The sequence below is a fragment of the Cupriavidus phytohabitans genome (assembly GCF_017815025.1).
In the GTDB taxonomy this organism is placed as follows: Bacteria; Pseudomonadota; Gammaproteobacteria; order Burkholderiales; family Burkholderiaceae; genus Cupriavidus.
The window spans coordinates 13545-38808 of the sequence record NZ_JAGIQB010000023.1 but is presented as its reverse complement, the minus strand read 5'-3'; the positions used below and the strand labels follow the sequence as shown (position 1 = coordinate 38808).

23 protein-coding genes are annotated in these 25264 nt (G+C 66.6%); 11 read left to right on the top strand and 12 right to left on the bottom strand.

The annotated features are described in order from the left end of the window. Positions 1–123 precede the first annotated feature (123 nt). Genes J8I34_RS17380 through J8I34_RS17365 form a run of 4 tightly spaced genes read left to right on the top strand, consistent with a single transcriptional unit; the run spans position 124 to position 3366 of the window. Positions 124–330 (top strand): MbtH family protein, encoded by a 207-nt coding sequence (locus tag J8I34_RS17380; protein ID WP_116321790.1) that lies wholly within the window; start codon positions 124–126, stop codon positions 328–330. Next, entirely contained in the window at positions 327–1151 is an 825-nt protein-coding gene (locus tag J8I34_RS17375) for a thioesterase II family protein (protein WP_209806528.1), read from the top strand. The genes J8I34_RS17380 and J8I34_RS17375 overlap by 4 nt, the downstream gene beginning before the upstream one ends. Further along, complete coding sequence (locus tag J8I34_RS17370; protein ID WP_051320446.1) at positions 1138–1887, top strand: 4'-phosphopantetheinyl transferase family protein; 750 nt, start codon at positions 1138–1140, stop codon at positions 1885–1887. Before J8I34_RS17375 ends, J8I34_RS17370 begins: the two co-directional genes overlap by 14 nt. Before the next feature lie 54 nt (positions 1888–1941). Beyond that, positions 1942–3366 carry a diaminobutyrate--2-oxoglutarate transaminase gene (locus tag J8I34_RS17365; protein ID WP_209806527.1) on the top strand — a complete coding sequence of 475 codons (1425 nt, stop codon included), beginning with the start codon at positions 1942–1944 and terminating at the stop codon, positions 3364–3366. A gap of 86 nt (positions 3367–3452) precedes the next feature. Here the strand turns inward: J8I34_RS17365 and aliA are convergent, their stop codons facing one another. Genes aliA through badH form a run of 4 tightly spaced genes read right to left on the bottom strand, consistent with a single transcriptional unit; the run spans position 3453 to position 7911 of the window. Then, positions 3453–5093 carry a cyclohexanecarboxylate-CoA ligase gene (gene aliA / locus J8I34_RS17360; RefSeq protein WP_209806525.1) on the bottom strand — a complete coding sequence of 547 codons (1641 nt, stop codon included), beginning with the start codon at positions 5091–5093 and terminating at the stop codon, positions 3453–3455. A gap of 50 nt (positions 5094–5143) precedes the next feature. Beyond that, positions 5144–6295 carry a cyclohexanecarboxyl-CoA dehydrogenase gene (aliB, locus tag J8I34_RS17355; protein ID WP_209806523.1) on the bottom strand — a complete coding sequence of 384 codons (1152 nt, stop codon included), beginning with the start codon at positions 6293–6295 and terminating at the stop codon, positions 5144–5146. A 26-nt stretch (positions 6296–6321) separates the two neighbouring features. Next, on the bottom strand, positions 6322–7104 hold the full coding sequence (gene badI, locus J8I34_RS17350) for a 2-ketocyclohexanecarboxyl-CoA hydrolase (RefSeq protein ID WP_029046982.1): 783 nt from the start codon (positions 7102–7104) through the stop codon (positions 6322–6324). A gap of 39 nt (positions 7105–7143) precedes the next feature. Then, entirely contained in the window at positions 7144–7911 is a 768-nt protein-coding gene (badH, locus tag J8I34_RS17345) for a 2-hydroxycyclohexanecarboxyl-CoA dehydrogenase (protein ID WP_029046983.1), read from the bottom strand. A 139-nt stretch (positions 7912–8050) separates the two neighbouring features. On the opposite strand from badH, the gene J8I34_RS17340 reads away from it, so the two are divergent. The 4 genes from J8I34_RS17340 (at position 8051) to J8I34_RS17325 (ending at position 10738) form a co-directional block, all read left to right on the top strand. After that, positions 8051–8572, top strand: coding sequence for a MarR family winged helix-turn-helix transcriptional regulator (locus tag J8I34_RS17340; RefSeq protein ID WP_029046984.1), 522 nt, complete (start codon positions 8051–8053; stop codon positions 8570–8572). Positions 8573–8810: 238 nt separating this feature from the next. Next, positions 8811–9104 carry a GYD domain-containing protein gene (locus tag J8I34_RS17335; RefSeq protein ID WP_029046985.1) on the top strand — a complete coding sequence of 98 codons (294 nt, stop codon included), beginning with the start codon at positions 8811–8813 and terminating at the stop codon, positions 9102–9104. Between the two features lie 172 nt (positions 9105–9276). Then, entirely contained in the window at positions 9277–9501 is a 225-nt protein-coding gene (locus tag J8I34_RS17330) for a DUF2188 domain-containing protein (RefSeq protein ID WP_029046986.1), read from the top strand. 178 nt (positions 9502–9679) lie between these two features. Continuing rightward, on the top strand, positions 9680–10738 hold the full coding sequence (locus J8I34_RS17325; RefSeq protein WP_029046987.1) for an AI-2E family transporter: 1059 nt from the start codon (positions 9680–9682) through the stop codon (positions 10736–10738). A 92-nt stretch (positions 10739–10830) separates the two neighbouring features. On the opposite strand, the gene fdhF is transcribed toward J8I34_RS17325, so the two are convergent. From fdhF to J8I34_RS17300, 5 genes are all read right to left on the bottom strand, one after another. After that, positions 10831–13653, bottom strand: a complete 2823-nt coding sequence (gene fdhF, locus J8I34_RS17320; protein WP_209806521.1) for a formate dehydrogenase subunit alpha — start codon at positions 13651–13653, stop codon at positions 10831–10833. Positions 13654–13662: 9 nt separating this feature from the next. Then, positions 13663–15372, bottom strand: a complete 1710-nt coding sequence (locus tag J8I34_RS17315; protein ID WP_209806519.1) for an NADH-ubiquinone oxidoreductase-F iron-sulfur binding region domain-containing protein — start codon at positions 15370–15372, stop codon at positions 13663–13665. A gap of 178 nt (positions 15373–15550) precedes the next feature. Further along, positions 15551–16870 (bottom strand): oxalate/formate MFS antiporter, encoded by a 1320-nt coding sequence (oxlT, locus tag J8I34_RS17310; RefSeq protein WP_209806517.1) that lies wholly within the window; start codon positions 16868–16870, stop codon positions 15551–15553. Positions 16871–17585: 715 nt separating this feature from the next. Continuing rightward, entirely contained in the window at positions 17586–17804 is a 219-nt protein-coding gene (locus tag J8I34_RS17305; RefSeq protein WP_209775608.1) for a hypothetical protein, read from the bottom strand. 137 nt (positions 17805–17941) lie between these two features. After that, positions 17942–18865 (bottom strand): LysR family transcriptional regulator, encoded by a 924-nt coding sequence (locus J8I34_RS17300; RefSeq protein ID WP_209806516.1) that lies wholly within the window; start codon positions 18863–18865, stop codon positions 17942–17944. Positions 18866–19155: 290 nt separating this feature from the next. Between J8I34_RS17300 and J8I34_RS17295 the strand changes: the two genes are divergently transcribed. The 3 genes from J8I34_RS17295 (at position 19156) to J8I34_RS17285 (ending at position 21244) form a co-directional block, all read left to right on the top strand. Next, positions 19156–20097 carry a LysR family transcriptional regulator gene (locus tag J8I34_RS17295; protein WP_029046993.1) on the top strand — a complete coding sequence of 314 codons (942 nt, stop codon included), beginning with the start codon at positions 19156–19158 and terminating at the stop codon, positions 20095–20097. A 121-nt stretch (positions 20098–20218) separates the two neighbouring features. Then, positions 20219–20524 (top strand): HAD family hydrolase, encoded by a 306-nt coding sequence (locus J8I34_RS17290; RefSeq protein ID WP_029046994.1) that lies wholly within the window; start codon positions 20219–20221, stop codon positions 20522–20524. A gap of 201 nt (positions 20525–20725) precedes the next feature. After that, complete coding sequence (locus J8I34_RS17285) at positions 20726–21244, top strand: hypothetical protein (RefSeq protein WP_051320455.1); 519 nt, start codon at positions 20726–20728, stop codon at positions 21242–21244. Between the two features lie 206 nt (positions 21245–21450). Here the strand turns inward: J8I34_RS17285 and J8I34_RS17280 are convergent, their stop codons facing one another. The 3 genes from J8I34_RS17280 to oxc form a co-directional block, all read right to left on the bottom strand. Then, positions 21451–21888 (bottom strand): PAS domain-containing protein, encoded by a 438-nt coding sequence (locus J8I34_RS17280; protein WP_029046996.1) that lies wholly within the window; start codon positions 21886–21888, stop codon positions 21451–21453. 150 nt (positions 21889–22038) lie between these two features. Then, positions 22039–23289, bottom strand: a complete 1251-nt coding sequence (gene frc / locus J8I34_RS17275; protein ID WP_029046997.1) for a formyl-CoA transferase — start codon at positions 23287–23289, stop codon at positions 22039–22041. A gap of 53 nt (positions 23290–23342) precedes the next feature. Further along, entirely contained in the window at positions 23343–25082 is a 1740-nt protein-coding gene (gene oxc, locus J8I34_RS17270) for an oxalyl-CoA decarboxylase (RefSeq protein WP_209806514.1), read from the bottom strand. Positions 25083–25264: the final 182 nt, after the last annotated feature.

Below are 25264 nucleotides of genomic sequence, written 5' to 3'. Positions count from 1 at the left end.
TACAAATCATTATCATTTACGATGCTGTTCTACGAGTTGGCTCGACCATTCGCGACGCCATCGCGGCGGACTGACCTGCCTGCACCGCGATAGCGTTTCCACACCACCTGAAGGAGCTATGCCATGAGCTGGGACCACCCCGACACGCGTTTCCATGTCGTCCGCAATGAAGAAGGCCAGTACTCGATCTGGCCTGACTACAAACCCGTACCGGCCGGATGGGAAAGCACCGGCTTCCAGGGCAGCCGCGACGAGTGCCTGGCCCATATCGACACGGTCTGGACCGACATGCGCCCGCTCAGCCTGCAGCGCGCGCTGGCCGGCGCATGAGCGCGCCGCAGCCGGTGCGCGAGCGCTGGTTTGCCGTGATGCCAGGGCGCGCAGGCACTGCGGCTAATGCCGAGGCCGCGCGCGTGCGCCTGTACTGCCTGCCCTATGCCGGCGCCGGCCATACCGCGTACCACGGCTGGCGCGACGCGCTGCCGGCGCAGGTAGAGCTGGCGCCGGTATGCCTGCCCGGACGCGGCATGCGCACGGCCGAGGCGCATGCGGCTTCGATCGAAGAACTGGCCACGGCCCTGGCAGCGGCGATCGCGCGCGCGGCGCGCACCGAGGCGCCGCGCTTTGCGCTGTTCGGGCACAGCATGGGCGCCCTGCTCGCCTTCGAAACCGCACGCGTGCTCGAGGCCGTGCACGGCCTTTGCCCCACGGCGCTGGTGGTGTCCGGGCGCGGCGCGCCGGCGCTGCCGTCGGCGCGGCCGCCGTTCAGCACGCTGCCCGACGGGGCCTTCGCCGACGTCATCGCGGCGATGGGCGGCATGCCGGCGGAGATTCGCGAAACCCCGGAAGCGCTGGCGTTTTTCCTGCCGGTGCTGCGGGCCGACATCGCGCTGTGCGAGCGCTGGCGCTATGCCCGCGGCCCGCGGCTGGGCTGCCCGATCGCCGTGCTGGGCGGCCAGGACGATGTTCACGCGCCGCCGGCGCTGCTGGCGGCCTGGCGCGACGAGACCCTGCACGATTGCCGCCAGCAAGTCTTCGCGGGCGGGCACTTCTTCCTGCACGACGCGGCGCCAGCGGTGCTGGACGCCATTGCGCAGGCCGTGCTTGGCACCGCGGCGCTCAGCGGAGAAGCCGGCCATGCGCTTGCCTGACCTCGCCGCCCCGGCGCACGGCGACATCCACGTGTGGCACGTAGCGGCCGACGCGCCGGTGGAGCCCGCCGTGCTGTCGGCCGTGCTGTCGACCGACGAGCACGCCCGCGCCGCAGCCTTTCGCCAGGCCGCCGACCGCAACCGCTTTAGCGCGGCGCGCGCGGCCTTGCGCACGCTGCTGGGCGGCTGCCTGGGCCTGCCTCCCGCTGCCGTCCCGCTGGCCGCCAACGCCTTCGGCAAGCCCGTGCTGGCCACGGCCCCGGTGGGCGCGCCCCTGCACTTCAACGTCAGCCACAGCGGCGCGCGCGCGGTGATCGCGCTGTCGCGCGTGCCGGTCGGCATCGACATCGAAGCCTGGCCTGCCGGCATGGCCTGGACGGACTGGCGCGACAGCGCCGCCGTCGCCTGCGCGCCCGATGAAATGCACTGGCTCGCCGGGCTGGCGCAGCGGCAGCCCGAGCATGCCATGCTGGGCTTCCTGCGGCTATGGACCGCCAAGGAAGCGTGCAGCAAGGCGGTCGGCACCGGCCTGTCGGCGTCGCCGCAAGCGGTGCGCGTGGCGCTGCCCGGCAGCGCCGAATGCGTGCCGCCGCTGGCGCGCGCCGGCACCGGTGTCTGGTATCTGCACGATGCCGGCGGCGGTCCGCGCTATGTGGCATGCGTGGCCACGCCGCTGGCGGCCGCGCGCGTCGTGCACCGGCAATACCCGCTGCGCTCCGCCGGCGCCAACCCTTGATCCAGTCCTTGCAGTCAACGCCCCCGTACAACGCCCTCCGCTAGGAACGACACCATGACGCCTCCCTCGCTCGCCACGCTCGCCCACGGCCAACCCGCGCCGTTCTCGGCCGGCGCCTTTGCCCGGCAAGCACCGATCCGGCTCGACGACAATGCCTACCTGCAGCGCCAGTGCGCCCGCGAATCCAACGCCCGCTCCTATCCGCGCCGCATCCCGCTGGCGCTGGAACAGGGCTACGGCGTGTACCTGCGCGATACCAGCGGCCAGCTCTTCATCGACTGCCTGGCCGGCGCCGGCACGCTCGCGCTGGGCCACAACCACCCGGCGGTAGTGCGCGCGCTGCGCGACACGCTCGACAGCGGCCTGCCGCTGCATACGCTGGACCTGGCCACGCCGGTCAAGGACCGCTTTATCGACGACCTGTTCGGCCTGCTGCCGGCCGACTTCGCCGCGCGCGCGCGCATCCAGTTCTGCGGCCCGACCGGTGCCGACGGCATCGAAGCCGCGCTCAAGCTGGCCAAGACCGCGACCGGCCGGCACACCGTGCTGAGCTTCGCCGGCGGCTACCATGGCATGACGCATGGCACGCTGGCGCTGATGGGCAACCTGGGGCCCAAGGCGCCGCTGGGCGCGCTCGGCGCGAGCGTGCAGTTCCTGCCGTACCCGTATGACTACCGCTGCCCGTTCGGCCTGCGCGGCGAGGCCGGCATCGATGCCGGGCTGCGCTATATCGGGCAGATGCTGTCCGATCCCGAGTCCGGCGTGCTGCCGCCGGCGGCGGTTGTGGTGGAAGCGGTGCAAGGCGAAGGTGGCGTGATTCCCGCGCCGGCACGCTGGCTGCGTGAGCTGCGCCGCATCACGCGCGAGCATGGCATCGCGCTGGTGCTGGACGAAGTGCAGACCGGGCTGGGCCGCACCGGCCGCACCTTCGCGTTCGAGCATGCCGGCATCGTGCCCGACGTGCTGGTGCTGTCCAAGGCGATCGGCGGCGGGCTGCCGATGTCGGTGGTGATCTACGACGGCGCGCTCGACGCGTGGCAGCCGGGCGCGCATGCCGGGACCTTCCGCGGCAACCAGCTGGCGATGGCCGCGGGCTCGGCCACGATCCGCACCATTGCCGCGCAGGGGCTGGTGGCACATGCCGACGGCATGGGCCAGCGGCTGGCGACCCGGTTGCGCCAGCTGCAGTCGGACTTCGCCGCAATCGGCGAGGTGCGTGGGCGTGGGCTGATGCTTGGGGTGGAACTGGTGGATGAGCGTGCCGAGCCTGACGTGGTCGGCGCCTACCCTGCCGACGGCGACTTCGCGCGTGCCGTGCAGCGCGAATGCCTGCAGCGCGGCCTGATCGTCGAGCTTGGCGGGCGCCATGGGGCGACGGTGCGGTTCCTGCCGCCGCTGGTGATTGACGAAGCTGAGGTGGATCTGGTGGGTGAGTTGTTTGGCGAGGCGCTTGGGGCGGCAACGCGGGTGCTACGGTAAGCGTGCTTGACACGCGCCGGCCCTCTCCCCCTGCCCCTCTCCCGCGTAGCGGGAGAGGGGAGCAAACCAGCGGCTATAGCACAGTTTTACAGCGCTTCCAGCAACAAATCGCGCAGCCTGAACTTCTGTATCTTTCCTGCCGGCGTCGCCGGCAAGGCGTCGCGCACGACGAGCTTTTCCGGGATGTACTGCAGCGCCATCTTCTGCCCCTTGAGCCAGTCCACCATCGCCGCGTGGTCGAAGTCATGCCCGGCGCGCGGCACCACGAAGGCGCAGGCACGCTCGCCCAGCCGTTCGTCGGGATACGCGACGATCGCCACTTGCGCCACCGCGGGATGGCGATACAGCAGGGTCTCGACCTCCAGCACGGGAATGTTTTCGCCGCCGCGGATGATCACGTCCTTGCTGCGGCCGGCGATGCGCAAATATCCCTCGGCATCGAGCCGGGCGAGGTCGCCGGTGTCGAACCAGCCGTCGGCATCGGTGGCGTTCAGTTGCGGGCGCTTCAGGTAGCCGCCGAAGTTGGAGCAGGCGCGCACCAGCAGCCGGCCGGTCTCGCCGGTCGGCACGTCCGCGTCGGTGCCGTCGACCACGCGGATCGCTACACCGGGCAACGGGCGGCCATCGGTTGTCGACGCGCGTTCGTCGCTGTCTTCCGGCAGCGTCGTGGTGACCGCGCCGTTCTCGGTCATGCCCCATGCCGATACTATCCTTGCGCCCAGCGCCTGCCGTGCCTGCTCGACCAGCGCGCCCGGAATCGGCGCGCCCGCGCACAGGAAGATGCGCAGGCTTGGCACCGGGACGCCGGACTCCGCCACCACGCGCGCAAGGTCGGTCAGGAACGGCGTGGAACCCATGGTGAAGGTCACGCCCTCGTCGCGGATCAGCGCGGCGGCGCGCGCGGGATCCCAGATATCCTGCAGCACCGCGTGCGCGCCCAGCACCACCGGCATCATCAGGCCATACATGAAGCCGGTCTGGTGCGCCATCGGCGACGCCATCAGCACCACGTCGTCGCCGCCCAGGTGGAGCCGGGCGGCATAGGCGACGATGTTGGAGAAGAGCGTGTTCGCGGTATGCATCACGCCCTTGGGCTCGCCGGTGGTGCCGGACGTGTAGATCAGCTGCGTGACGTCATCCGGACCAGGGCGGCTGCGCTGGAGGATGGCGGCGGCATCGGGTGCCTCTTCCCACGTCGGTCCGCTGAGCAGCGCCTCGAAACTGTCCTCGCCTTCGCCATCCGCCACGACGATATGCCGCAGCGCGGGCAGCGCATCGCGCAAACCCCGCAGCATCTGGGCATGGCCGAAGCCGCGGAACACCTTCGGCACCACCACCACCTTGCTTTGTGCGTGCGCCAGCATGAACGACAGCTCGCGCTCGCGGAAGATCGGCATGACCGGGTTGAGTGCCGCGCCCAGGCGCGCGCATGCCAGGTACAGCACGCTCAGGTGCCAGCCGTTGGGCAGCTGGCATGAGACCACGTCGCCCGCGACGATGCCAAGGCGGGAGAGACCCACCGCCACGCGGTCGGCCATGCGCGCCAGCTCCTGCCAGGTGAAGCGCGTCACGTGTTGACGGTCGATGCTGAGCGCGGTCAGCGCGGGCGCATCGGGCCGGTCACGCACGCATGCGGCAAGGTAGTCGTTGATGGTACGGTCCTGCCAGTGCCCGGCGGCAATGCTGGCGGCACGGCGCGGCGGGATCAGTACTGCGTCGAAATCCATGGCGGTCTCCTCGTTGTTGTGTGCTGCCAGCCGTTGCGCCGGCCAGCGCGTCAGGCCGGTACCGCTTCGCGCCCCGCGCGCGTGCGCGCGATGATGGTCTTCATGATCTGCGCGGTGCCGTCGCCGATCTGGAAGCCGAGCACGTCGCGCAGGCGCTGCTCCATCACGCCGCGGTCGTAGCCACCGTGGCCGAACGACAGCAGGCACTGGTGCACCACGTCATATGCCAGCTTGGGCGCCCACCACTTGCACATCGCGGCTTCGGCGGTATGCGGCAGGCCGCGGTCCTTCAGCCACAGCGTCTGCAGGCACAGCAGGCGCGCGCCCTGCACCTGGGTCTCGAAGTCCGCCAGCGGGTGCGACACGCCCTGGAATGCCGACAGCGGCTTGCCGAAGGCCTGGCGCCCGGCCACGTAGCCCCAGGTCTCGTCCAGCGCCACCTGCGCCACGGCCAGCACCTGCAGGCCGATCAGCGCGCGCGAGAAATCGAAGCCCTGCATCACCTGCACGAAGCCCTCGCCTTCCTTGCCGAGCAGGTGGCTCGCCGGCACGCGCACGTTCTCGAAGAAGATCGAGCCGCGGCCGATGGCGCGCTGGCCATGGCAGTCGAAGCGGTTGCGCGTGACGCCCGGCAGGTCCATCGGCACCAGCAGCGCCGACACGCCGCGCGCGCCCGCCTCGACCGGGCCGCTGCGCGCGAACACCACCGCGGCATCGGCCTGGTCGGCGGCGGAGATCGAAGTCTTCTCGCCGTTGAGCACGTAACAGTCGCCATCGCGCTCCATGCGCAGGCGCAGGCTGGCCGCGTCAGAGCCGCCGCGCGGCTCGGTCAGCGCGATCGCCAGCAGCGCTTCGCCGCGCGTCAGGCGCTGCAGCCACGGGCCGGCGATCTCCGGCCGTGCATGGTGCGCCAGGATCTGCCCGTTCAGCGACGCCAGCAGGTTGATATACGACAGGCTCAGGTCGGCGCGCGCCACCGCTTCGTGGATCACGCCGGCCGCGAGCGAGCCCATGCCCTGCCCGCCATACTGTTCCGGCAGCTCGGGCGCGATAAAGCCCATCTCGCCCATCTCGCGCATCAGCGCGCGGTCGAGCACGCGGGTACGGTCGCGCTCCAGGTAGCCGGGCGCGACGCGCGCATCGGCAAAGCGGCGGGCATGTTCGGCCAGCGCCGACAGGTCTTCGTCAAGGTAGGGATTCATGGTCGTCTCCGCGCGGTCCGGTCGGCTTACTTCGCGTACTTGCGGAAGTCGGGCTTGCGCTTTTCCTGGAAGGCGCGCACGCCTTCGCGCGATTCCTCGGTGTCGTAGTAGAGCTTGAGCGCATACATGCCCATGCCGGCGATGCCGCCCTGGTGCGCCGTGTCCATGTTGAACGAGCGCTTGGCGATGGCGACCGCGGTCGGGCTCTTCTCCATGATCTCGTCGCACCACTTCTGCACTTCGGCGTCGAGCTGATCGTGCGGCACCACGGCGTTGACCAGCCCCATCGCCAGCGCCTCGGCGGCGGGATAGCGGCGGCACAGGTACCAGATCTCGCGCGCCTTCTTCTCGCCGACCACGCGCGCGAGGAAGGCCGTGCCATAGCCCGGGTCGACCGAGCCGACACGCGGGCCGACCTGGCCGAACACGGCCTTGTCCGAGGCGATGGTGAAATCGCAGATCGTGCACAGCACGTTGCCGCCGCCGATGGCATAGCCCTGCACGCGCGCGATCACCGGCTTGGGCACGTCGCGGATGGCGTTGTGCAGTTCTTCCATCGGCAGGCCGATGGTGCCGCGGCCGTCGTACTGCCCTTCGTGCGCGGACTGGTCGCCCCCGGTGCAGAAGGCCTTCTCGCCGGCGCCAGCCAGCACGATGGCGCCGATCTCGCGGTCATAGCCGGCGCGGTTGATGGCGTGGATCAGTTCGTCGCAGGTGCGGCCGCGGAAGGCGTTCATCTTTTCCGGGCGGTTGATGATGATCCAGGCCGCGCCGTTGCGCACTTCATAGAGGATGTCGTCGTATTGCATGGTGGTCTCCGTTGTTCGCTTGAGTTGGTGTGGCCGCGTTCAGCCGTTCATGGTCAGGCCGCCCGATACGCTCAGCACCTGGCCGGTGATGAACGCCGCATCGTCGCCGGCGAAGAACAGCACCGCGCCGGGGAGATCGTCAGGCTGGCCGATGCGGCCCAGCGGGATCGAGCGGGTGAAGGCTTCCACCAGCTTCTCGGGGTTGCCCGCGCCCTGCTTGTAGTCCTCGAACAGCGCAGTCTCGGTCGGCCCCGGGCACACCACGTTCACGGTGATGCCATGGCGCGCATGCTCGCGCGCAATGGTCTTGGAGAACGACACCAGCCCGCCCTTGCACGCGGCATACACCGCTTCGCCGGAAGACCCCACGCGCGCGGCATCGGAGGCGATATTGACGATGCGCCCGCGCTTGCGCGCCACCATGCCGGGCAGCACCGCGTGGTGCATGTGCAGGGCGCCGGTCAGGTTGATGGCGATCAGCCGCTCCCACTGCGCCGGCTCGGTCTTGACGAACGGACGGAACACATCCCAGCCGGCGTTGTTGACGAGCACGTCGATGGGGCCCAGCTCCTGCTCCACCGCCGCCACCGCCGCGTCGACGCTGGCGCGATCGGTAATGTCGCAGCGCACGGACAGCGCGCGGCCGCCGGCATCGCGGATCTGCGCCGCCACGCGTTCGCCTGCCTCCGGGTTCAGGTCGAGCACGCCGACCGCCGCGCCCGCACGCGCAAAACGCAAACAGGTTGCGCCGCCGATACCGCCACCACCGCCGGTCACGATGACCGTCTTGCCTTCGAGTCCTTGCACAGCCGTTCTCCTTTCAGGGTTCCGGTGCTATCGTGCCGGCGGTGCCGCCGCCACATGCCCCGTCATTTAGGTAAATATATTGACGTATAATAGGTGCGGACGGCCCTGTGCGCAAGGCATCAAATCTTTGGAAATGACTATGGTTAACCCCGAACAGGGAGGCGAGCTCCCCACTACCGCCCGCATGGAACTGGCCAACCGGCTGTTCTTCCGCCTCTACCAATGCGCAAACATGTTGCATAAAACGGGGTCACGAGCCGTCGAAGCGGAGGGCCTGACGACGCAGCAGTGGGCAGTGCTGGGCGCGCTGTCGCGGCCGGAGGCCGCCGATGGCATGAGCGTCGGGGATCTGGCGCGCTACCTGATGGTGAGCCGCCAGAACCTGTCCGGGCTGGTCAGCCGGATGGAACGGGACGGTCACGTGACGCTGGCGCCTGACGGGCGCGACCGCCGCTCGCGGCTGGTGCGGATGAGCACGCCGGGCCGGGAAGTGTGGCTGCACCAGGCGCAGCCGAAGATCCGGCAGTACTACGAGCAGGCGCTGGATGGATTTTCGACCAACGACCTGACGCATACCCTGCACTATCTGCTGAAGCTGCTGGACAACATGCGCGCGCTGGATGCGCCGGAGGGCGGCGACAGCGGCCCGATGCAGGACTGAGGCGGGCCGCTGTATCAGGGCTGATACACAGCGGGCCGCACCGCGGTGGCCGCCACCGTGGCATCTCCCGCTACGCGGCTCGCCATGGCGGCTGGCGCGCGATATGCATCGGCATGGGGTTGCTCAGGCACCCCGGTGCTGCGCCGGGAAGTCCTGAACCACTGCCCCGGCTTGCTGCCATCGGTCGCTTGCGCGCAGCCGGGACTGCGTTCGATCGATCCTTACCGGAGATCCCGCCATGACCCGCTATATCGTGCTAGCCAGCTTCACCGACCAGGGCATCCGCGCCGTCAAGGACACCACCAAGCGCGCCGCCGCGGTGCGCGAGATGGGCGCGCGCTTCGGGGTGGAGATGAAAGACATCTACTGGACACTGGGCAAATACGACGTCGTGCTGACCGTCGAGGCCCAGGATGATGCCAGCATGACCGCCTTCGGCCTGGCGGTCGGCGCGCTGGGCAACGTGCGCACGCAAACGCTGCGGGCCTTCAACGTCGACGAGATGCAGGCGATCCTCGGCAAGATGGGTTGAGCCGCACTGGCACTGTCTTCGTCATGAAGAACGCCCGCCATGGTGCGTGGCGGGCGTTGTCGCTTCTGCCTTGTGTCGTTCTTCCTGATATCCGACGGTCTTGTCAGACGACGCCCGATAGCCGGGCGGCGACGCAGAGCGGACACTCATACTGCCAACTTCCGGAGACGCCATGCCAGGCAAGAATATCCACGTCGTGCCTACCCATAACGGCTGGGCGGTCGAAGCAGAAGGACGCTCCGGCAACCAGCAGCGATTCACTTCGATGGATCATGCGATCGCTACCGGCATGGAGAAAGCCAGGCGAGCAAAGGTCGAGTTGCTGATCCACGGCAGAGATCACCAGATCATGGAGAGAAGCTCATTTGAAACCGCTCCTGTTGACCTCGACGGGTAGCGGAAGCGCACCATCGGAAGCGTTCTTCGGCGAACCTGAATCCGAGCGCTGCCTGCCGTGGGTGGTCGAAGCCTTGCACGGATCTGCTCCGGATAGCGACCGGCATAGCATGCCCCACGTCAGGTCGCACACGTACATCAATGCGCTTCGATTGCCGCACTGAACGTACGCCGGACTCATGGACAATCCGATGCGCAATTTGAAAGGCTTTTACATCCTTCTGGTCGCGGTCACCATTGCGTTCATCTGGATACTGCGGCCCTTCTTCAGCGCAATCCTGTGGGGCACCATACTCGCTATCCTGTTTCATCCAATGCACCGCAAGCTGACGGTGAGATTTGGCAACCGGGAAAATCTCGCGGCGCTGACGACGCTGCTCGTTTGCGTGCTGCTGGCCATTGTTCCGGTCTTCCTGATGATTGCCACACTCGCACAGGAAGTGGCACTTGCCTACAACCAGATCAAGACTGGCACATGGGATTTCGGGCAGTACTTCCGAACTGCCGTACAGGCCCTGCCGGCTTTCGTTGAGAACTGGCTAAACGAAATGGGGTTGGCGGACGTAGCGGGGTTGCAGGCGAAACTGACCGAGGGTGCCGCCCGGATCAGCCAGTTCATGGCGGCCCAGGCTATCACCATTGGCCAGAACACGCTGCAGTTCGCCGTCGGCATCGGCATCATGCTGTATCTGGTGTTCTTCCTGCTGCGTGATGGTACGGTCATTTCCCATCGCATCCGCGAGGCCGTACCGCTGAATGACGCGCACACCCGCCGCCTGGTCAGCCGCTTTACCACCGTAGTCCGCGCCACGGTCAAGGGTAACGTCGTGGTGGCCGCGGTTCAGGGAATCCTTGGGGGCCTGGCTTTTCTGCTGCTGGGCATCAACGGGGTGTTGCTGTGGGGAACGCTGATGGCGTTTCTATCCCTGCTGCCGGCCATTGGCGCGGCGCTGGTCTGGGGTCCGGCCGCGGTTTATTTCTTGCTGGCAGGCCCTGCCTGGAAAGGAGTCGCGCTCATTGCCATCGGTACCCTTGTGATTGGCGCCGTGGACAACTTGCTTCGTCCTGTCCTCGTCGGCAAGGACACCAAGTTGCCGGACTGGGTCGTTCTGATATCGACATTGGGCGGCATGTCTGTTTTTGGCATCAATGGCTTCGTGATAGGTCCCCTGATTGCTGCGCTGTTTATTTCCTGCTGGGATATTTCCGTGATCGAGGATCGCGACGACATGATGTGACCGGCCGTGGCCGCCATGTCGACATCCTGATGCTGCAGATGGCGCAGGCGGCGAGCTGGCCGCCTGCCATGGGCAACACCACCATCTTCCGCTCAGACGACAGCGGGCTCCAGTATCTGCCCGCCGCCATAGCTCGACTGGACCGGCACCTGCCCGCCCACCGTCATCCTGATCGCGCAGTACTTGAACTCCGGGATCTTGCCGAACGGGTCCAGCGCTGCGTTGGTCAGCTTGTTGATCGCCGCTTCGTAGTAGCAGAACGGCACGAACACGGCGCCGCGCGGCGTGCCGGCATCGCCGCGCGCATACAGCGTGACTTCGCCGCGTCGCGACGACAGCGTGACCACATCCCCGGGCTTGCCGCCCAGTGCATCGAGATCCAGCGGATGCACCAGCGCCACCGGATCCGGCTCGATCGCATCGAGCACGCCGGCGCGGCGCGTCATGCTGCCGGTATGCCAGTGCTCCAGCTGGCGCCCGGTGATCAGCACCATCGGGTAGTCCGCATCAGGCCGCTCCGCAGCCGGAATGATGTCGGCGGGCACGAAGCGGCCACGGCCGGTCGCGGTCGGGAAGCTGTCCGTGAAAATCACCGGCTCGCCCGGATCGCCCTCTTCCATGCATGGATAGGTCACGGCGTGCTCGCGCTCCAGGCGCTCCCAGGTCATGCCGCCGATGCTAGGCATTGCCTGCCGCATCTCGTTGAACACATCCACCACGCTGTCGTAGTGCCAGTCCAGGCCGAGCTGCGCCGCCATCTGCCGGATGATCCACAGGTCCTGCCGCGCCTGCCCGGGCGGTTCGAGCGCCTGCCGCCCGAGCTGCACGGTGCGGTCGGTGTTGGTGAAGGTGCCGGTCTTCTCCGGGAACGCCGATGCCGGCAGCACCACGTCCGCCAGGTACGCCGTCTCGGTCAGGAAGATGTCCTGCACCACCAGGTGATCGAGCGACGCCAGCGCCTCGCGGGCATGCTCGGCGTCGGGGTCGGACATCGCCGGGTTCTCGCCCATGATGTACATGCCGCGCACTTCGCCGCGCTCGATTGCCTGCATGACCTCCACCACGGTCAGGCCCGGCTGGCGGTCCAGCGGCATGCCCCAAAGCGCTTCGAAACTGGCGATCGCCACCGGATCGTCGACGCGCCGGTAGTCCGGATACATCATGGGGATCAGCCCCGCGTCGGAAGCGCCCTGCACGTTGTTCTGCCCGCGCAGCGGATGCAGCCCGGTGCCGGGCCGGCCGATCTGGCCGGTCATCAGCGCCAGCGCGATCAGGCAGCGCGCGTTGTCGGTGCCATGCACGTGCTGCGACACGCCCATGCCCCACAGGATCATCGAGCCCTTCGAGGTCGCATAGGCGCGGGCGACCTCGCGGATGGTTTCGGCGTCGATGCCGCAGATCGGCGCCATCAGCTCGGGACTGTACGCGGCGACGTTGCGCTGCAGTTCGTCGAAGCCGATGGTGCGGCTGTCGATGAAGTCGCGGTCCACCAGGCCCTCGCTGACGATCACATGCATCATCGCGTTGAGCAGCGCCACGTCGGCATCGGGCTTGAACTGCAGGAAGCGCCAGGCGAAGCGCGCCAGGTCGGAGCGGCGCGGATCGGCCACGATCAGTTTGGTGCCGTTCTTCACGGCGTTCTTGATCCAGCTTGCCGCGACCGGGTGGTTCACGGTCGGGTTGGCGCCGATCACGATCACGACCTCGGCCTTGTCGACATCCATTACCGGGTTCGACACCGCGCCCGAGCCGATGCCTTCCAGCAGCGCCGCCACCGACGAGGCATGGCACAGCCGCGTGCAATGGTCGACGTTGTTGCTGCCAAAGCCGGTGCGCACCAGCTTCTGGAACAGGTAGGCCTCTTCGTTGCTGCCCTTGGCCGAGCCAAAGCCCGCCAGCGCGCGCTTGCCATGCGTGTCGCGGATCTGCGCGAGCTTGCCGCCGGCGAGCGCCAGCGCCTCTTCCCAGGAGGCTTCGCGGAACACGTCCATGACGTGGTCCGGGTCCATGACGAAATCGCCGCGCTTGGGCACGCCTTCGCGGCGCACCAGCGGCACGGTCAGCCGCTGCGGGTGCTGCACGTAGTCGAAGCCGTAGCGGCCCTTCACGCACAGCCGCTGGTGGTTGGCGGGACCGTCGCGGCCTTCCACGAACAGGATGCGGTTGTCCTTGACGTTGTAGGTCAGCTGGCAGCCCACGCCGCAATACGGGCACACCGATTCGACCTGCTTGTCGGGAACGGCCAGGGCCACGTCGCGCGCGGGCATCAGTGCGCCGGTCGGACAGGCCTGCACGCATTCGCCGCAGGCGACGCAGGTGGAGGCGCCCATGGGATCGTCCATGTCGAACACGATGCGGGCCTGATCGCCGCGCAGTGCCAGGCCGATGACGTCGTTGACCTGCTCGTCGCGGCAGGCGCGCAGGCAGCGGGTGCACTGGATGCAGGCATCGAGGTTGACAGCGATGGCCGGGTGCGACAGGTCCGCCGCCACGCGCTCGCGCGGGGCAAAGCGCGGCTTGCCGACTTCCAGCTTCGCCGCCCACTGGTCGAGTTCGTTGTGGCGCGTGTATTCCGCTTCCGGCATGTCCGACTGCAGCAGCTCCAGCACGGTGCGCTGGGCGCGGCGGGCGCGTTCGGATTCGGTCTGCACCTGCATGCCTGCGGCGGGATAGCGGCAGCAGGACGGGGCCAGCACGCGCTCGCCCTGGATCTCCACCATGCAGGCGCGGCAGTTGCCGGCGGGCTCGAGGCCGTCCTTGTAGCACAGGTGCGGGACGTCGAAGCCCTCGCGCTGCGCCACCTTGAGCAGGCTTTCGCCGGGCTGCGCGGTGACTTCGCGGCCGTTGAGCGTGAAGCTGACGGCTGGCTCGGCGGATTCGACAAGCGCGCGTTCGGCGCGGGTCAGTGCATTCATGTCAGTCTCTCACGCGAGTTCGTGCGGGAAGTACTTGATCACGCAGTCGACGGGATTGGGCGCGGCCTGCCCCAGCCCGCAGATCGATGCATCGCGCATCACCGCGGACAGGTCGTCCAGCGCCGCGAGGTCCCACTTCTGCTGATGGATCAGGTCCAGGGCCTTGGCCGTGCCGGTGCGGCACGGCGTGCATTGCCCGCACGACTCATGCTTGAAGAAGTGCATCAGGTTGCGCGCCGCCTGCGTGGCGCTGTCGTGGTCCGACAGGATCACCACCGCGGCCGAGCCGATAAAGCAGCCGTAGGGCTGCAGCGTATCGAAATCGAGCGGGATGTTGCCCATCGACGCGGGCAGGATGCCGCCTGACGCGCCGCCGGGCAGATAGGCGTAGAACGCGTGGCCGTCGAGCATGCCGCCGCAGTATTCGTCGATCAGCTCGCGCACGGTGATGCCCGCTGGCGCCAGGTGTACGCCCGGCTTCTTCACGCGTCCGGAGACCGAGAACGAGCGCAAACCCTTGCGGCCATTGCGCCCCTGCGAAGCGAACCACTCCGCGCCCTTCTCGATGATGTCGCGCACCCAGTACAGGGTCTCGAAATTGTGCTCGAGCGTGGGCCGGCCGAACAGGCCCACCTGCGCCACATACGGCGGGCGCAGCCGCGGCATGCCGCGCTTGCCTTCGATCGATTCGATCATCGCCGACTCTTCGCCGCAGATATACGCGCCCGCGCCGCGGCGCAGCTCGATCATCGGCAGGCCGGAAACGGGCGGGTTGTCGCGCAACTGCCGCAGTGCCTCGGCAAGCAGCGTACGGCAGCCGGCATATTCGTCGCGCAGGTAGATGTAGATCGCCGATACATTGACCACCGCCGCCGCGATCAGCATGCCTTCCAGGAAGCGATGCGGATCGCGCTCCAGGTAGACGCGGTCCTTGAAGGTGCCAGGCTCGCCTTCGTCGATATTCACGGCCATCAGGCGCGGCGCCGGTTCCTTGCGCACGATGCGCCATTTGCGGCCGGTGGGGAAGCCCGCGCCGCCCAGGCCGCGCAGGCCGGAATCTTCCATCGTGCACAGCACGGCGTCGGCATCGAGGGTGCCGTCGGCAAGGGACTTCAGGAGGTCGTAGCCGCCCGCTGCACGGTATGCGTCGTAATCGATATAGGGCTCAGGTTCGTGACGCACGGCCCTGGCCTGCACCGCGGCGGCAACCGTATCGGCGGTCGCACCGTCCACGGGGTTCTGCCCGACCAGCGCCGCGGGCGCCTTCTCGCAACGGCCGATGCACGGCGCCGCGATCACGCGCACGTCGGTGCCGAGCAAGGCAGGCAGCTTGTCGATCAGCGCGCGGGCACCAGCCAGTTCGCAGGCAATGCCCTCGCATACGCGCACCGTCAGCGCGGGCGGCGCGGCGATCTGTCCGTCCGCATCCTCGCGGACCACGTCGAAATGGTGGTAGAAGCTGGCGACCTCGTACACCTCGGTCATCGACAGCCTCAGCTCGCTCGCGAGCGCCACCAGGTGCGGCATCGCAAGCTGGCCGTAGCGGTCGTTGATGCAGTGCAGGTGTTCGATCAGCAGGTCGCGGCGGCGCGGCATGTCGCCCAGCGCCACGCGCACTTCGGCCAGCGCGGCCGCGTCGACCTGACGGCCCTTGGGCTGGCGGCGCTTGCGCTGCCGGCCGAGCCCTGTCGCCTCAAGAGGGATGACAACCTGGTTCATGGCGGTGCCTGGATGTGGTTTGTGAGTGTCCGAAGTGCGATCAGGAAGGCGCCCGGGGGCCGCCCTCCTGTCGTGCTTTGTTCTTATCGTATTGTGCTACCGGGCGTGGCGCCTGTGCAGGCATCGCAGCCGCCACACCCTGTCCTGCCAGCGCCCGGGCGCCGCACTGCTTTCTTCATCAGGTCAGGTCTTCCGGCACGGTACGGTAGCCCATCGGGGCCGAGGTATTGGCGTGGACATACTTGCGGGCATGGGCTTCGCGCATCGGCTTGAGCACGAACAGCGCCATGATCGCAGTCAATGCCGCCATGCCCGAGGCCACCATGAAGACCGCATGCCAGCTGCCCGTGGCGGCGGTGATCACGCTGGAGAACGGCACCAGCAGCGCGGCCGTGCCCTTGGCGGTGTACAGCAAGCCCGCGTTGGTCGCGGCAAACTTCGGCCCGAAGGTGTCGCCGCAGGTGGCCGGAAACAGGCTGTAGATCTCGCCCCAGGCGAAGAACACAACGCCTGTCAGTATCACGAAGGCAACCGGATGGTGGCCGTACTTCGACAGCAGCAGGATACCGATGGCCTCCACCCCGAAGGCAAAGAACATGGTGCGTTCACGGCCGATATGATCGGAGATCCAGCCGAAGAACGGGCGGGTCAAACCGTTGAGCACGCGGTCGATGGTCAGCGCGAAGGTCAGCGCGGGCAAGGTCAGGCCAAGGATCGAGATCGGCGCCTCGTGCAGGCCGAAGTCCTTGGCGATCGGACCGAGCTGGGCGGTGGCCATCAGGCCGCCGGCGGCCATCATCACGAACATGGCGTACATGACCCAGAAGATCGGCGACTTCAGCACTTCGCGCGGCGAAGCGTTGTAGGTGGCGGCAGCCTTCAGCGTGGACTTGACCTCGCTCAGGACCTTGGCGGACGGCGGGAACAGGGCCATGCCCAGGATGAACACGACCAGGCCCTGGCCAAGACCGAACCACAGGAACGCGGCTTCATAGCCCGACGTCTTGATCATGTTGGCGATGGGCACCACGGTCAGCGCGGAGCCCGCGCCGAAGCCGGCCGCTGTGATCCCTGCCGCCAGACCTCGGCGATTGGGGAACCACTTCAACGCGTTGCCGACACAAGTGCCATACACCGCGCCCGCGCCCAGGCCGCCGATTGCCGCGGCGACGTACAGCATCGGCAACGAAGACGCCACCGAATTCAGCGCCCATGCGATGGCGCAAAGCAGGCCGCCACCCACCACTACCGGGCGCGGGCCGTACTTGTCGACGAGGTAGCCCTCGATCGGTACCAGCCAGGTTTCCGTCACGACGAAGATGGTGAATGCCACCTGGATCGCGGTGCGGCCCCAGTGGTATTTATCGTCGATCGGGTTGACGAACAGCGTCCAGCCGTACTGCATGTTGGCGATCATCGCCATGCAGATCACGCCGAAGACCAATTGCACCCACGGCGACGCAAAACGCGACGTGGACTCCCTTTGCTGCAGTTCCATGATGTCTCCTTATAGCGGCAAGCCGCCAAGGTGGAAGATTGGGCGCCTGAAGACGCCTCTGCGTGACTCTCGGTCTCGAACAGCTTAGCCGTTCTAGTGCTATACGGTATGTGATATATCACACAAGTCAAGCGTATTCGTTGCGGCTCTGCAGCAAACACTTTCCGCAACCTGCGCCGGCATGGCCGTTGATGCGGCGCAACTATTGCGCGCGCCGCATCAACGGCTCTGCCGCTGGTACCGGGAATCCTTGGAAATCAAGCAGTTGCCTTGAGTCGGCGCATCAATCCACGCGCCGGTGGCAGCCATCAGCATGCCGGGGATTAGGGAGCGAGGAAACCGGGAAAGCGAGCGGTTGGGGAAAGTCCCTAGTTTGATACATTTAAACAACGTGACTTCCGCTTGGCATGGAGGGCCGGCATGCCACGTGCTGGTTCTGCCAAGAACAGGGAGGATGAAGGAAGGCAAGCGCCTGGGCGGAAGGCTTGGCGGAACGTGGGGCGGGACGCCAGGGGCGGATCGGCGGCAGCATAGCGCGCAAGACAGCGCACCGAGGGGGGGGGGAGATGGAGAGATGGCGGCCGCGGGTCTTCAAGCCAGGCTTGAGACGGACAAGCTCTACAATAACAAGGGATGCCGGCCGCTACATCCTTGCCAGACGCGCTCAAGGCGGTGCCATGCGCACACGCACGGACAGCGCCCGGCGCTGCGCCGATCAGGCGTATGCCAGTTCGCCGGCAGCGGGCACGACGCGCGCCTGGCGTGCGCGGCCCACTCCGTCGCTTTCCTGGCTCGATCCCAGTCCTGCAAAGCGGCCATGTTCCTGCGCGGTCACCAGCACGTCCATCGGCAGGCGGGTGGCCAGCATGATGGTCATGGCGACACCGCCGGCAAGCGCGGCCAGGCCCAGGACGAAGAGCAATGCGACTTCCATTTGAAAACTCCAGTTGCGTTGTGGTCAGGAGTTTTCATTATATGCTGCGCCGCACTATGTGTAAATATCCTGTATGTAATATATCAATAGATTCGACTCCAATACAACAGTCGGCGGTTGTTAACTGTCGCGCGCCATCAGACGGTGGTGGTGTCCCGGCGCGAGGCAGCCGGGTCTTCATACTCCAGCCCGCGCAACGCGTCCCAGATAGCAGCGGCATTGGGCTTCAGCGACCGGCTCTTGCGCCGCACCAGCATGACGGTCGACGTCACCTGCGGCCGCAATGGCCGCATCACGGCGGCCGGGTTCAGGCCGCCCGCCTGCGCGCGCGACGGCACTACGCCGATGCCCAGCCCCAGCGCCACCATGCCGAACACCGCGGCGAAGTGCCCGAGCAGCTGCAGCGAACTGGTCCGTACGTGATAGCTGCTGAGCGCTTTCTCCACCGCTGGCTGCACGCCGCACTGCTGGTCCAGCGTCAGCACGCTGGCATCGCTGAGCTCGCCCCACCCTACCGTGTCGCCAGCGGCCAGCGGGTGCAGCGCCGGCAGCACGGCGTGATAGGGGTCGATGCACAGCGGCTCGCAGTACAGGTCATCGGCGGCCTGCGGATCGGTGGCGATGCCGAAGTCGACCTCGCCGCTGCGCACGCTCTGCAGCACCGATTCCTGCGAGCGGTCCTTCAGGTGGATCGCGATCGCGGGCCACGCCTGCCGGCAGCCCGCCAGCCACGACGGCAGAGACATCGAGCTGAGCACCGGGTCCGACGCGATCTGCACCAGGCCCTGGCACGGACGGCTCGCGCTCTGGCTGTCGCGCAGCGTCTGCTCGACCTCCTCGATCAGGTGGCAGATGCGCTGCGACAGGCGCAGGCCGGCTTCAGTCAGTTCCACCTGGCGCGTGGTGCGGTCGAACAGGCGCTGGTCGATTTCTTCTTCCAGCTCGCGCACGCTGCGGCTTACCGCGGACTGCGTCAGGCCGAGCTCGGCGGCCGCGCGCGTAAAGCTCTTGTGCCGCGCCACCGCGGCGAAGGCCTTCAGTTGGGGCAGCGAGATGTTCATGGCCGCCCTCCCTGACCCGCGGCGGCCTGGCACAGGCGCAACCCGTGGTCGGGCGCGGCGGGATGTCGCGGTGCGGACACCGATGCATGCGGTCCGGTCATGGCAGTCTCCTTGATGGGGGCGTGGCTGTGTGCAGCCATCGATGTGACGGGTAGGGATTTTGAGATCGGCGCCTGACATGGAAGGCATGCAAATCCGGGATTGATGCTACTTGAATCTAAGATCAGGACTGCATAAAGTTTTTTATCGTTTGTATTGATGACCGTTTATATATTGCACGGAACGATTGAATGAGGAACGCCACGCTGCGGCAACTGAAGGTCTTTGAAACCGTCGCCCGCCATATGAGCTTTTCACGGGCTGCCGAGGAGCTGCACCTGACGCAGCCCGCCGTGTCGACCCAGGTCCGGCAGCTGGAGCACCATGTCGGCCTGCCGCTGTTCGAGCAGCTCGGCAAGAAGATCTACCTGACCCCGGCCGGGCACGAGATGCTGCACTACAGCCGCAGCATCATCCAGCAGTTCCGCGAGGCCGAGGACGCCATGTCGCAACTCAAGGGCATCTCCGGCGGACGCCTGAACGTAGCGGTGATCAGCGCCGGCGACTATTTCTTTCCGCGGCTGCTGGCGGAATTCATGGAGCGCCATGAAGGCGTGACGCTGAACCTTGCAGTGCACAATCGCGAAGAATTGCTGCACCAGCTGGCCGGCAACCTGACCGACCTGGCGGTGATGGTGCGTCCGCCGGAAGGCATGGACACCATCAACGAAGCCTTCGCGCCCCACCCTTACGTCATCGTCGCGGCACCCAGCCATCCGCTGGTCGGCAAGCGCAACATCCCGCTTTCGGCATTGGCCGACGAGGCCTTCGTTTCGCGCGAAAAGGGGTCTGATACGTGGAATTCGATGCAGGAAGGCTTTGCCGGGCGGCTTTCCAACCTGCGCATCGCAATGGAGATCAAGAGCACGGAGACCATCAAGCAGGCGGTGATTGCCAACATGGGCATCGCATTCCTGTCGGCACACACGGTCGGGCTCGAATTGCAGGCGGGGAAGCTGGCCGTGCTCGATATCGAGGGCTTTCCGGTGATGCTCAACTGGTACGTCGTGCATCGCAAGAACAAACGGCTGCCGCCGGTGGCGCTGGCATTCAAGCAGTTCCTGATGGAGGAAGGCGCCGGACTGATCCAGCGGATCACGGGTGTGGAAGGACTGATTCGCCTGGAAGCCTAGCCTTTGGCAATCCATAAATGATTGATTATGGTTTGACGGCGAAACTTTAATTATCGTAAATCGTTCGCCATCCCTATGCTTGTCTCAACCCCACCGCTACAGCGCATCGAGGAGACAAGCCATGAACCAGGTCCAGACTGACAGCCGCCCCGCAGCCATCACGGTCGGCACCGACAACCAGCCCATCCCACGCGAGACGCAGCTCGCGGCCTATAACGCCGCCTTTATCGAACTGGGCCTGCGTTTCCGCTGGGACGCCGACATGTACGAATGGCTGTGCGGCATCGAGTGCGAAAAGGCCCGTGTCGCCCGCTATATCGAAGAGCACCACGCCCACCTGCTCGCCGCCTATGATGCGGCCTTCCTCAGCGGGCTGATCTTCGAGAAGAAGAACGAGTACCTGCGCGCGGTCGGCCATCTGAACTGAGCGGTCCGATCGGTTACAGGCGAGGCGCAGTGGCGGCCTCGCCTTTTTAATTCCGGCGCGTACTGCCTGTCCGACACGGCATGAAACTAGCTTGCCATGACAGTGTCGCCGCGCCTGCGGCGCTTCCGCAGCAGCCGGCGCGGGCATGCGCCGCGCCCCTGCCACCACATGGAACCCGCTCGCCACCAATGCCGCACAGATATGCCGGCCGATGAAGCCGCCCGCGCCGGGCAGTACCATCCGACGGATGCGTCGACCATCCTGCGCCGCGCCGCGATTTCCGGGACCTGCGCCAGCGTGGTCTCCACCGGCATGCTCGCCCGTGGCGGCACCATTGATTGCGGCAGCGCGTTCGCGGCGGTCAATGCGGTCAGCCACTGGATCTGGGGCGAACGCGCCATGCATGCCAACCGGCCTTCGGTCCGGCATACCATGCTGGGCTACGTCATCCATCATGCGATGTCGGTGTTCTGGGCCGTGTTCTATGAAACCGCGGTGGCACGGCATCATGCACGCGGCGCCGCGGGCACCCTGGCGCTTGGCGGCCTTGGCGTGGCAGCCCTGGCCTGCCTGGTGGACCTGAAGTGTACGCCGCACCGCCTGACGCCCGGCTTCGAGCGGCGCCTGTCGCCGCGCATGCTGGCGCTGGTCTACCTGGCTTTCGGGCTGGCCCTGCCGCTGGGGTCGCTGCTGGTGCGGCACGCGGCGCGCAAGCAGTGAACCTGCAGCGCGCGCAAGGATCATTGCGCCATGCCCGTGCGGGGCAGCCTGCAAGGAGCCGGGCACCGATTGCAGAACTTACGCGGTGCTCGGCGTCCGAAGCCATCCTCGGCGCGGCGCACCGCTGGGCAACCAGCAGTTCCTGAAAGGCTGGAAGAAGAGAACCAGCGGCGGCCGGCAAGCCGGCCACCCGGGGCGCAGCGATATCAGGCCTGTTCCTTGACCTGGCTCTCCAGTTCGACCAGCCGCTTCTTCAGCGCACGCTCTTCCTGGAAGCGCACGGTCTCGTCGCGGATCACGGCGACGATGCCGGTGATGGCGCCCGCGTCATCCTTGAGCAGCGCCACGGTAAAGGCGATCGACAGGCCCTTGCCGTCCTTGTCGACCGCGGGCACCTTGAGCAGGTCATGGCCGTAGCGCGTGATGCCGGTGGCCATGGTCTTGTCATAGCCCTCCCAATGGCGCCCGCGCAGCCGTTCCGGAATGATCAGGTCGAGCGACTGGCCCATGGCCTCGGCCTGGGTGTAGCCGAACATGCGCTCGGCGGCGGGATTCCACAGCGTGATGGCGCCCTTGGCGTCGGAGATGATGATGGCGTCGCCGATGGCGGACACCAGTTGCGCGTAGTCGATGGGTTCTGGCATGGAGATTCCCTTTCTGTCGGTCATTGCCGGTTGGGGTATGTTGCCACCAAGGTAGCGCGGCACGGGTCCACGCTGCAAGCAAAAACGCCGGGGCGGCGCAACTGGCGCGGCCCCGGCGTACGCCCCGGCACATGTGCCGGGCAGGCGGCGTCAGATCACCTGGGACTCGCGCAGGCGCTTGATGTCGTCCGCGCCGTAGCCCAGGCCGGCCAGTACTTCTTCGCTATGCTCGCCCAGCAGCGGCGAACCCGTGATTTCCGGCTTGAGGTCGGAGAACTTGATCGGGCTGCCCACCGTCAGGTAAGAACCGCGCTCCTTGTGCGGCACCTCGGTGATGCTGCCGCTGGCGCGCAGCGACGGATCGGCGGCGATCTCCTTCATCGACAGCACCGGCGAGCACGGGATGTCATGCTTGCGCAGGATGTCCACCGCTTCGTACTTGGTCTTGTCGGCAAGCCATTCCTCGATGGTGTTGAAGATATCGAAGATATGCGGCTGGCGTGCCTTGGCGGTGGCGTAGTTGGGATCGTCGATCCATTCCGGCTTGCCCAGCGCCTTGCAGATCGGCTCCCAGGCATGGCCCTGGATGGTGAAGTAGATGTAGGCGTTGGGATCGGTCTCCCAGCCCTTGCACTTCAGCACCCAGCCCGGCTGGCCGCCGCCGCCCGCGTTGCCGCCGCGCGGCACCACGTCGCTGAAGCTGCCATGCGGGTACTGCGGATACTCTTCCAGGAAGCCCAGGCGGTCCAGGCGCTGCTGGTCGCGCAGCTTGACGCGGCACAGGTTCAGCACGGCGTCCTGCATCGACACGGCCACCTTCTGGCCCTTGCCGGTCTTGTCGCGGCCGATCAGCGCGGTCAGGATGCCGATGGCGAGGTGCATGCCGGTGTTGGAGTCGCCCAGCGCCGCGGCGGACACCGTCGGCGGGCCATCCCAGAAGCCCGTGGTCGACGCCGCGCCGCCCGCGCACTGCGCCACGTTCTCATAGACCTTCAGGTCTTCGTAGTGGTGGCCGTCGCTGAAGCCCTTGACCGAAGCCACGATCATCTTCGGATTCAGCTCGTTGATGCGTTCCCACGAGAAGCCCATGCGGTCCAGCGCGCCCGGCCCGAAGTTCTCGACCAGCACGTCCGATTCGCGGATCAGCTGCTCCAGGATCTTCTTGCCTTCCGGCTTCTTGGTGTCCAGCGTGAGCGAACGCTTGTTGCTGTTGAGCATGGTGAAGTACAGCGCGTCGACATCCGGGATGTCGCGCAGCTGCGTGCGCGTCACGTCGCCGGAACCGGGGCGCTCGACCTTGATCACGTCGGCGCCGAACCATGCCAGCAGCTGCGTGCACGCGGGGCCGGCCTGGACGTGCGTGAAGTCGATGATCTTGATGCCGTTGAGTGGGAGGTTCACTTTCGTTCTCCTATTGGATCAGAGGGGTGAAGTTCGGGTGAAATTCGGGCGAATTACTTCTTGGCCGAGCTTTGCGGATTCAGGTTGGTCAGGCGGCCGCTTTCGGTGCCGGCAGCCGGGTCGATGACGGCATTGACCAGCGTGGGCTTGCCCGACCGCAGGGCTTCGTTCACCGCGGCTTCGAGTTCCGCCGGTGTGGTGACGTTGTGACCGACGCCGCCGAACGCTTCCATCATCTTGTCGTAGCGCGCTCCCGGGACGAACGTCGTGACCGCCGGATCCTTGCCGCCGGTCGGATTCACGTCGATGCCCTTGTAGACGCCGTTGTTGTTGAAAATGACGATGCAGACCGGCAGGTTGTAACGGCAGATCGTCTCGACTTCCATGCCCGAGAAACCGAATGCACTGTCACCGCACAACGCCAGCACCGGCTTGCTGGTCTCGACCGCCGCGGCGACCGCGTAGCCCATGCCCACGCCCATCACGCCCCAGGTGCCCACGTCCAGGCGCTTGCGCGGCTCGTACATGTCGATCACGGCACGGGCGTAGTCCAGCGTGTTGGCGCCTTCATTGACAAACGAGATGCCCGGATTGGCCTTGACGACCTCCTTCAGCACGCCCAGCGCGCCGTGGAAGTTCATCGGCGACACATCCCTGGCCTTGGCCAGGGTCTCGGCCATCTTCGCCAGGTTCGTGTCCCTGCGGTCGGCCACCGCGTTCAGCCAGTCGGCGCCCGGCTTGGCAAAGTCGTTGCCGACCTTGTCGAGGATTGCCGACACGCACGAACCGATGTCACCGACTACCGGCGCGGCGATGGCAACGTTGCTGTCCATCTCGGTCGCCGCGATGTCGATCTGGATGAATTGCTTCGGCTTGCCCCAGGTCTTGCCCTTGCCGTGCGACAGCAGCCAGTTCAGGCGGGCGCCGACCAGCAACACCACGTCGGCTTCAGCCAGCACATAGGAGCGTGCGGCCGAGGCCGATTGCGGGTGCGTATCGGGCAGCAGGCCCTTGGCCATCGACATCGGCAGGTACGGAATGCCGGTCTTCTCGACCAGCGTGCGGATATCCGATTCGGCGCGTGCGTACGCGGCACCCTTGCCCAGCAGGATCAGCGGGCGCCTGGCGCCCTTCAGCAGCGCGACGGCACGGTCGACCGAGTCCGGTGCGGGCAGTTGGCGCGGGGCCGGATCCACCACCTTGATCAACGACTTGCGGCCCTTCCCGGCCTCCATCGACTGGCCCAGCAGCTTGGCCGGCAGGTCCAGGTACACGCCGCCCGGACGGCCCGACACGGCGGCACGAATCGCACGCGCGATACCGACACCAATGTCTTCAGCGTGCAGCACGCGGAAGGCAGCCTTGGCATGCGGACGGGCGATGGCCAGCTGGTCCATCTCTTCGTAGTCACCCTGCTGCAAATCGACGATCTCGCGCTCGCTCGAGCCGCTGATCAGGATCATCGGGAAGCAGTTGGTGGTCGCATGCGCCAGCGCCGTCAGCCCGTTCAGGAAACCGGGCGCAGACACGGTCAGGCAAACGCCCGGCTTTTGCGTGAGAAAGCCGGCAATCGCTGCGGCGTTGCCTGCGTTCTGCTCGTGACGGAAGCTGATGACGCGCATGCCGTTGGCCTGCGCCAGACGCGCCAGATCGGTGACCGGAATGCCGGGCAGGCCGTAGATGTTTTCGATGCCGTTCAGCTTGAGCGCGTCGATGACCAGATGAAAACCATCGGTTTGTGCCTGATGCTCTTCCGCGGTGTGACGCTGCAGCTCGTTTCCGACTTCTGCCATGGTTGCTTCCTTCTATGCAAATTGACTGGGGTTGGAATTCTTCTGTTTCAGGCTTCCGCGGTGGTGCTCTGGGCCCGCTTCGCTACGACTTCGGACATGCTTGGTCTCCTCGTTGGACTCGTGTTCGTGGTGCGCAGGGGCTGCCCCCCTTTGCTTCAACCTCTGCCGGTTCATTCGACCGG

Coding starts and splice junctions, on each gene's coding strand:
- J8I34_RS17340 (WP_029046984.1), top strand. CDS start 8,051: ATGGTTAACCCCGAACAGGGAGGCGAGCTCCCCACTACCGCCCGCATG.
- aliB (WP_209806523.1), bottom strand. CDS start 6,295: ATGAATCCCTACCTTGACGAAGACCTGTCGGCGCTGGCCGAACATGCC.
- J8I34_RS17305 (WP_209775608.1), bottom strand. CDS start 17,804: ATGGAAGTCGCATTGCTCTTCGTCCTGGGCCTGGCCGCGCTTGCCGGC.
- J8I34_RS17295 (WP_029046993.1), top strand. CDS start 19,156: ATGAGGAACGCCACGCTGCGGCAACTGAAGGTCTTTGAAACCGTCGCC.
- oxc (WP_209806514.1), bottom strand. CDS start 25,082: ATGGCAGAAGTCGGAAACGAGCTGCAGCGTCACACCGCGGAAGAGCAT.
- aliA (WP_209806525.1), bottom strand. CDS start 5,093: ATGGATTTCGACGCAGTACTGATCCCGCCGCGCCGTGCCGCCAGCATT.
- J8I34_RS17315 (WP_209806519.1), bottom strand. CDS start 15,372: ATGAACCAGGTTGTCATCCCTCTTGAGGCGACAGGGCTCGGCCGGCAG.
- J8I34_RS17370 (WP_051320446.1), top strand. CDS start 1,138: ATGCGCTTGCCTGACCTCGCCGCCCCGGCGCACGGCGACATCCACGTG.
- J8I34_RS17375 (WP_209806528.1), top strand. CDS start 327: ATGAGCGCGCCGCAGCCGGTGCGCGAGCGCTGGTTTGCCGTGATGCCA.
- J8I34_RS17380 (WP_116321790.1), top strand. CDS start 124: ATGAGCTGGGACCACCCCGACACGCGTTTCCATGTCGTCCGCAATGAA.
- badI (WP_029046982.1), bottom strand. CDS start 7,104: ATGCAATACGACGACATCCTCTATGAAGTGCGCAACGGCGCGGCCTGG.
- J8I34_RS17300 (WP_209806516.1), bottom strand. CDS start 18,865: ATGAACATCTCGCTGCCCCAACTGAAGGCCTTCGCCGCGGTGGCGCGG.
- fdhF (WP_209806521.1), bottom strand. CDS start 13,653: ATGAATGCACTGACCCGCGCCGAACGCGCGCTTGTCGAATCCGCCGAG.
- J8I34_RS17290 (WP_029046994.1), top strand. CDS start 20,219: ATGAACCAGGTCCAGACTGACAGCCGCCCCGCAGCCATCACGGTCGGC.
- oxlT (WP_209806517.1), bottom strand. CDS start 16,870: ATGGAACTGCAGCAAAGGGAGTCCACGTCGCGTTTTGCGTCGCCGTGG.
- J8I34_RS17330 (WP_029046986.1), top strand. CDS start 9,277: ATGCCAGGCAAGAATATCCACGTCGTGCCTACCCATAACGGCTGGGCG.
- J8I34_RS17280 (WP_029046996.1), bottom strand. CDS start 21,888: ATGCCAGAACCCATCGACTACGCGCAACTGGTGTCCGCCATCGGCGAC.
- J8I34_RS17325 (WP_029046987.1), top strand. CDS start 9,680: ATGGACAATCCGATGCGCAATTTGAAAGGCTTTTACATCCTTCTGGTC.
- J8I34_RS17365 (WP_209806527.1), top strand. CDS start 1,942: ATGACGCCTCCCTCGCTCGCCACGCTCGCCCACGGCCAACCCGCGCCG.
- J8I34_RS17285 (WP_051320455.1), top strand. CDS start 20,726: ATGCCGGCCGATGAAGCCGCCCGCGCCGGGCAGTACCATCCGACGGAT.
- J8I34_RS17335 (WP_029046985.1), top strand. CDS start 8,811: ATGACCCGCTATATCGTGCTAGCCAGCTTCACCGACCAGGGCATCCGC.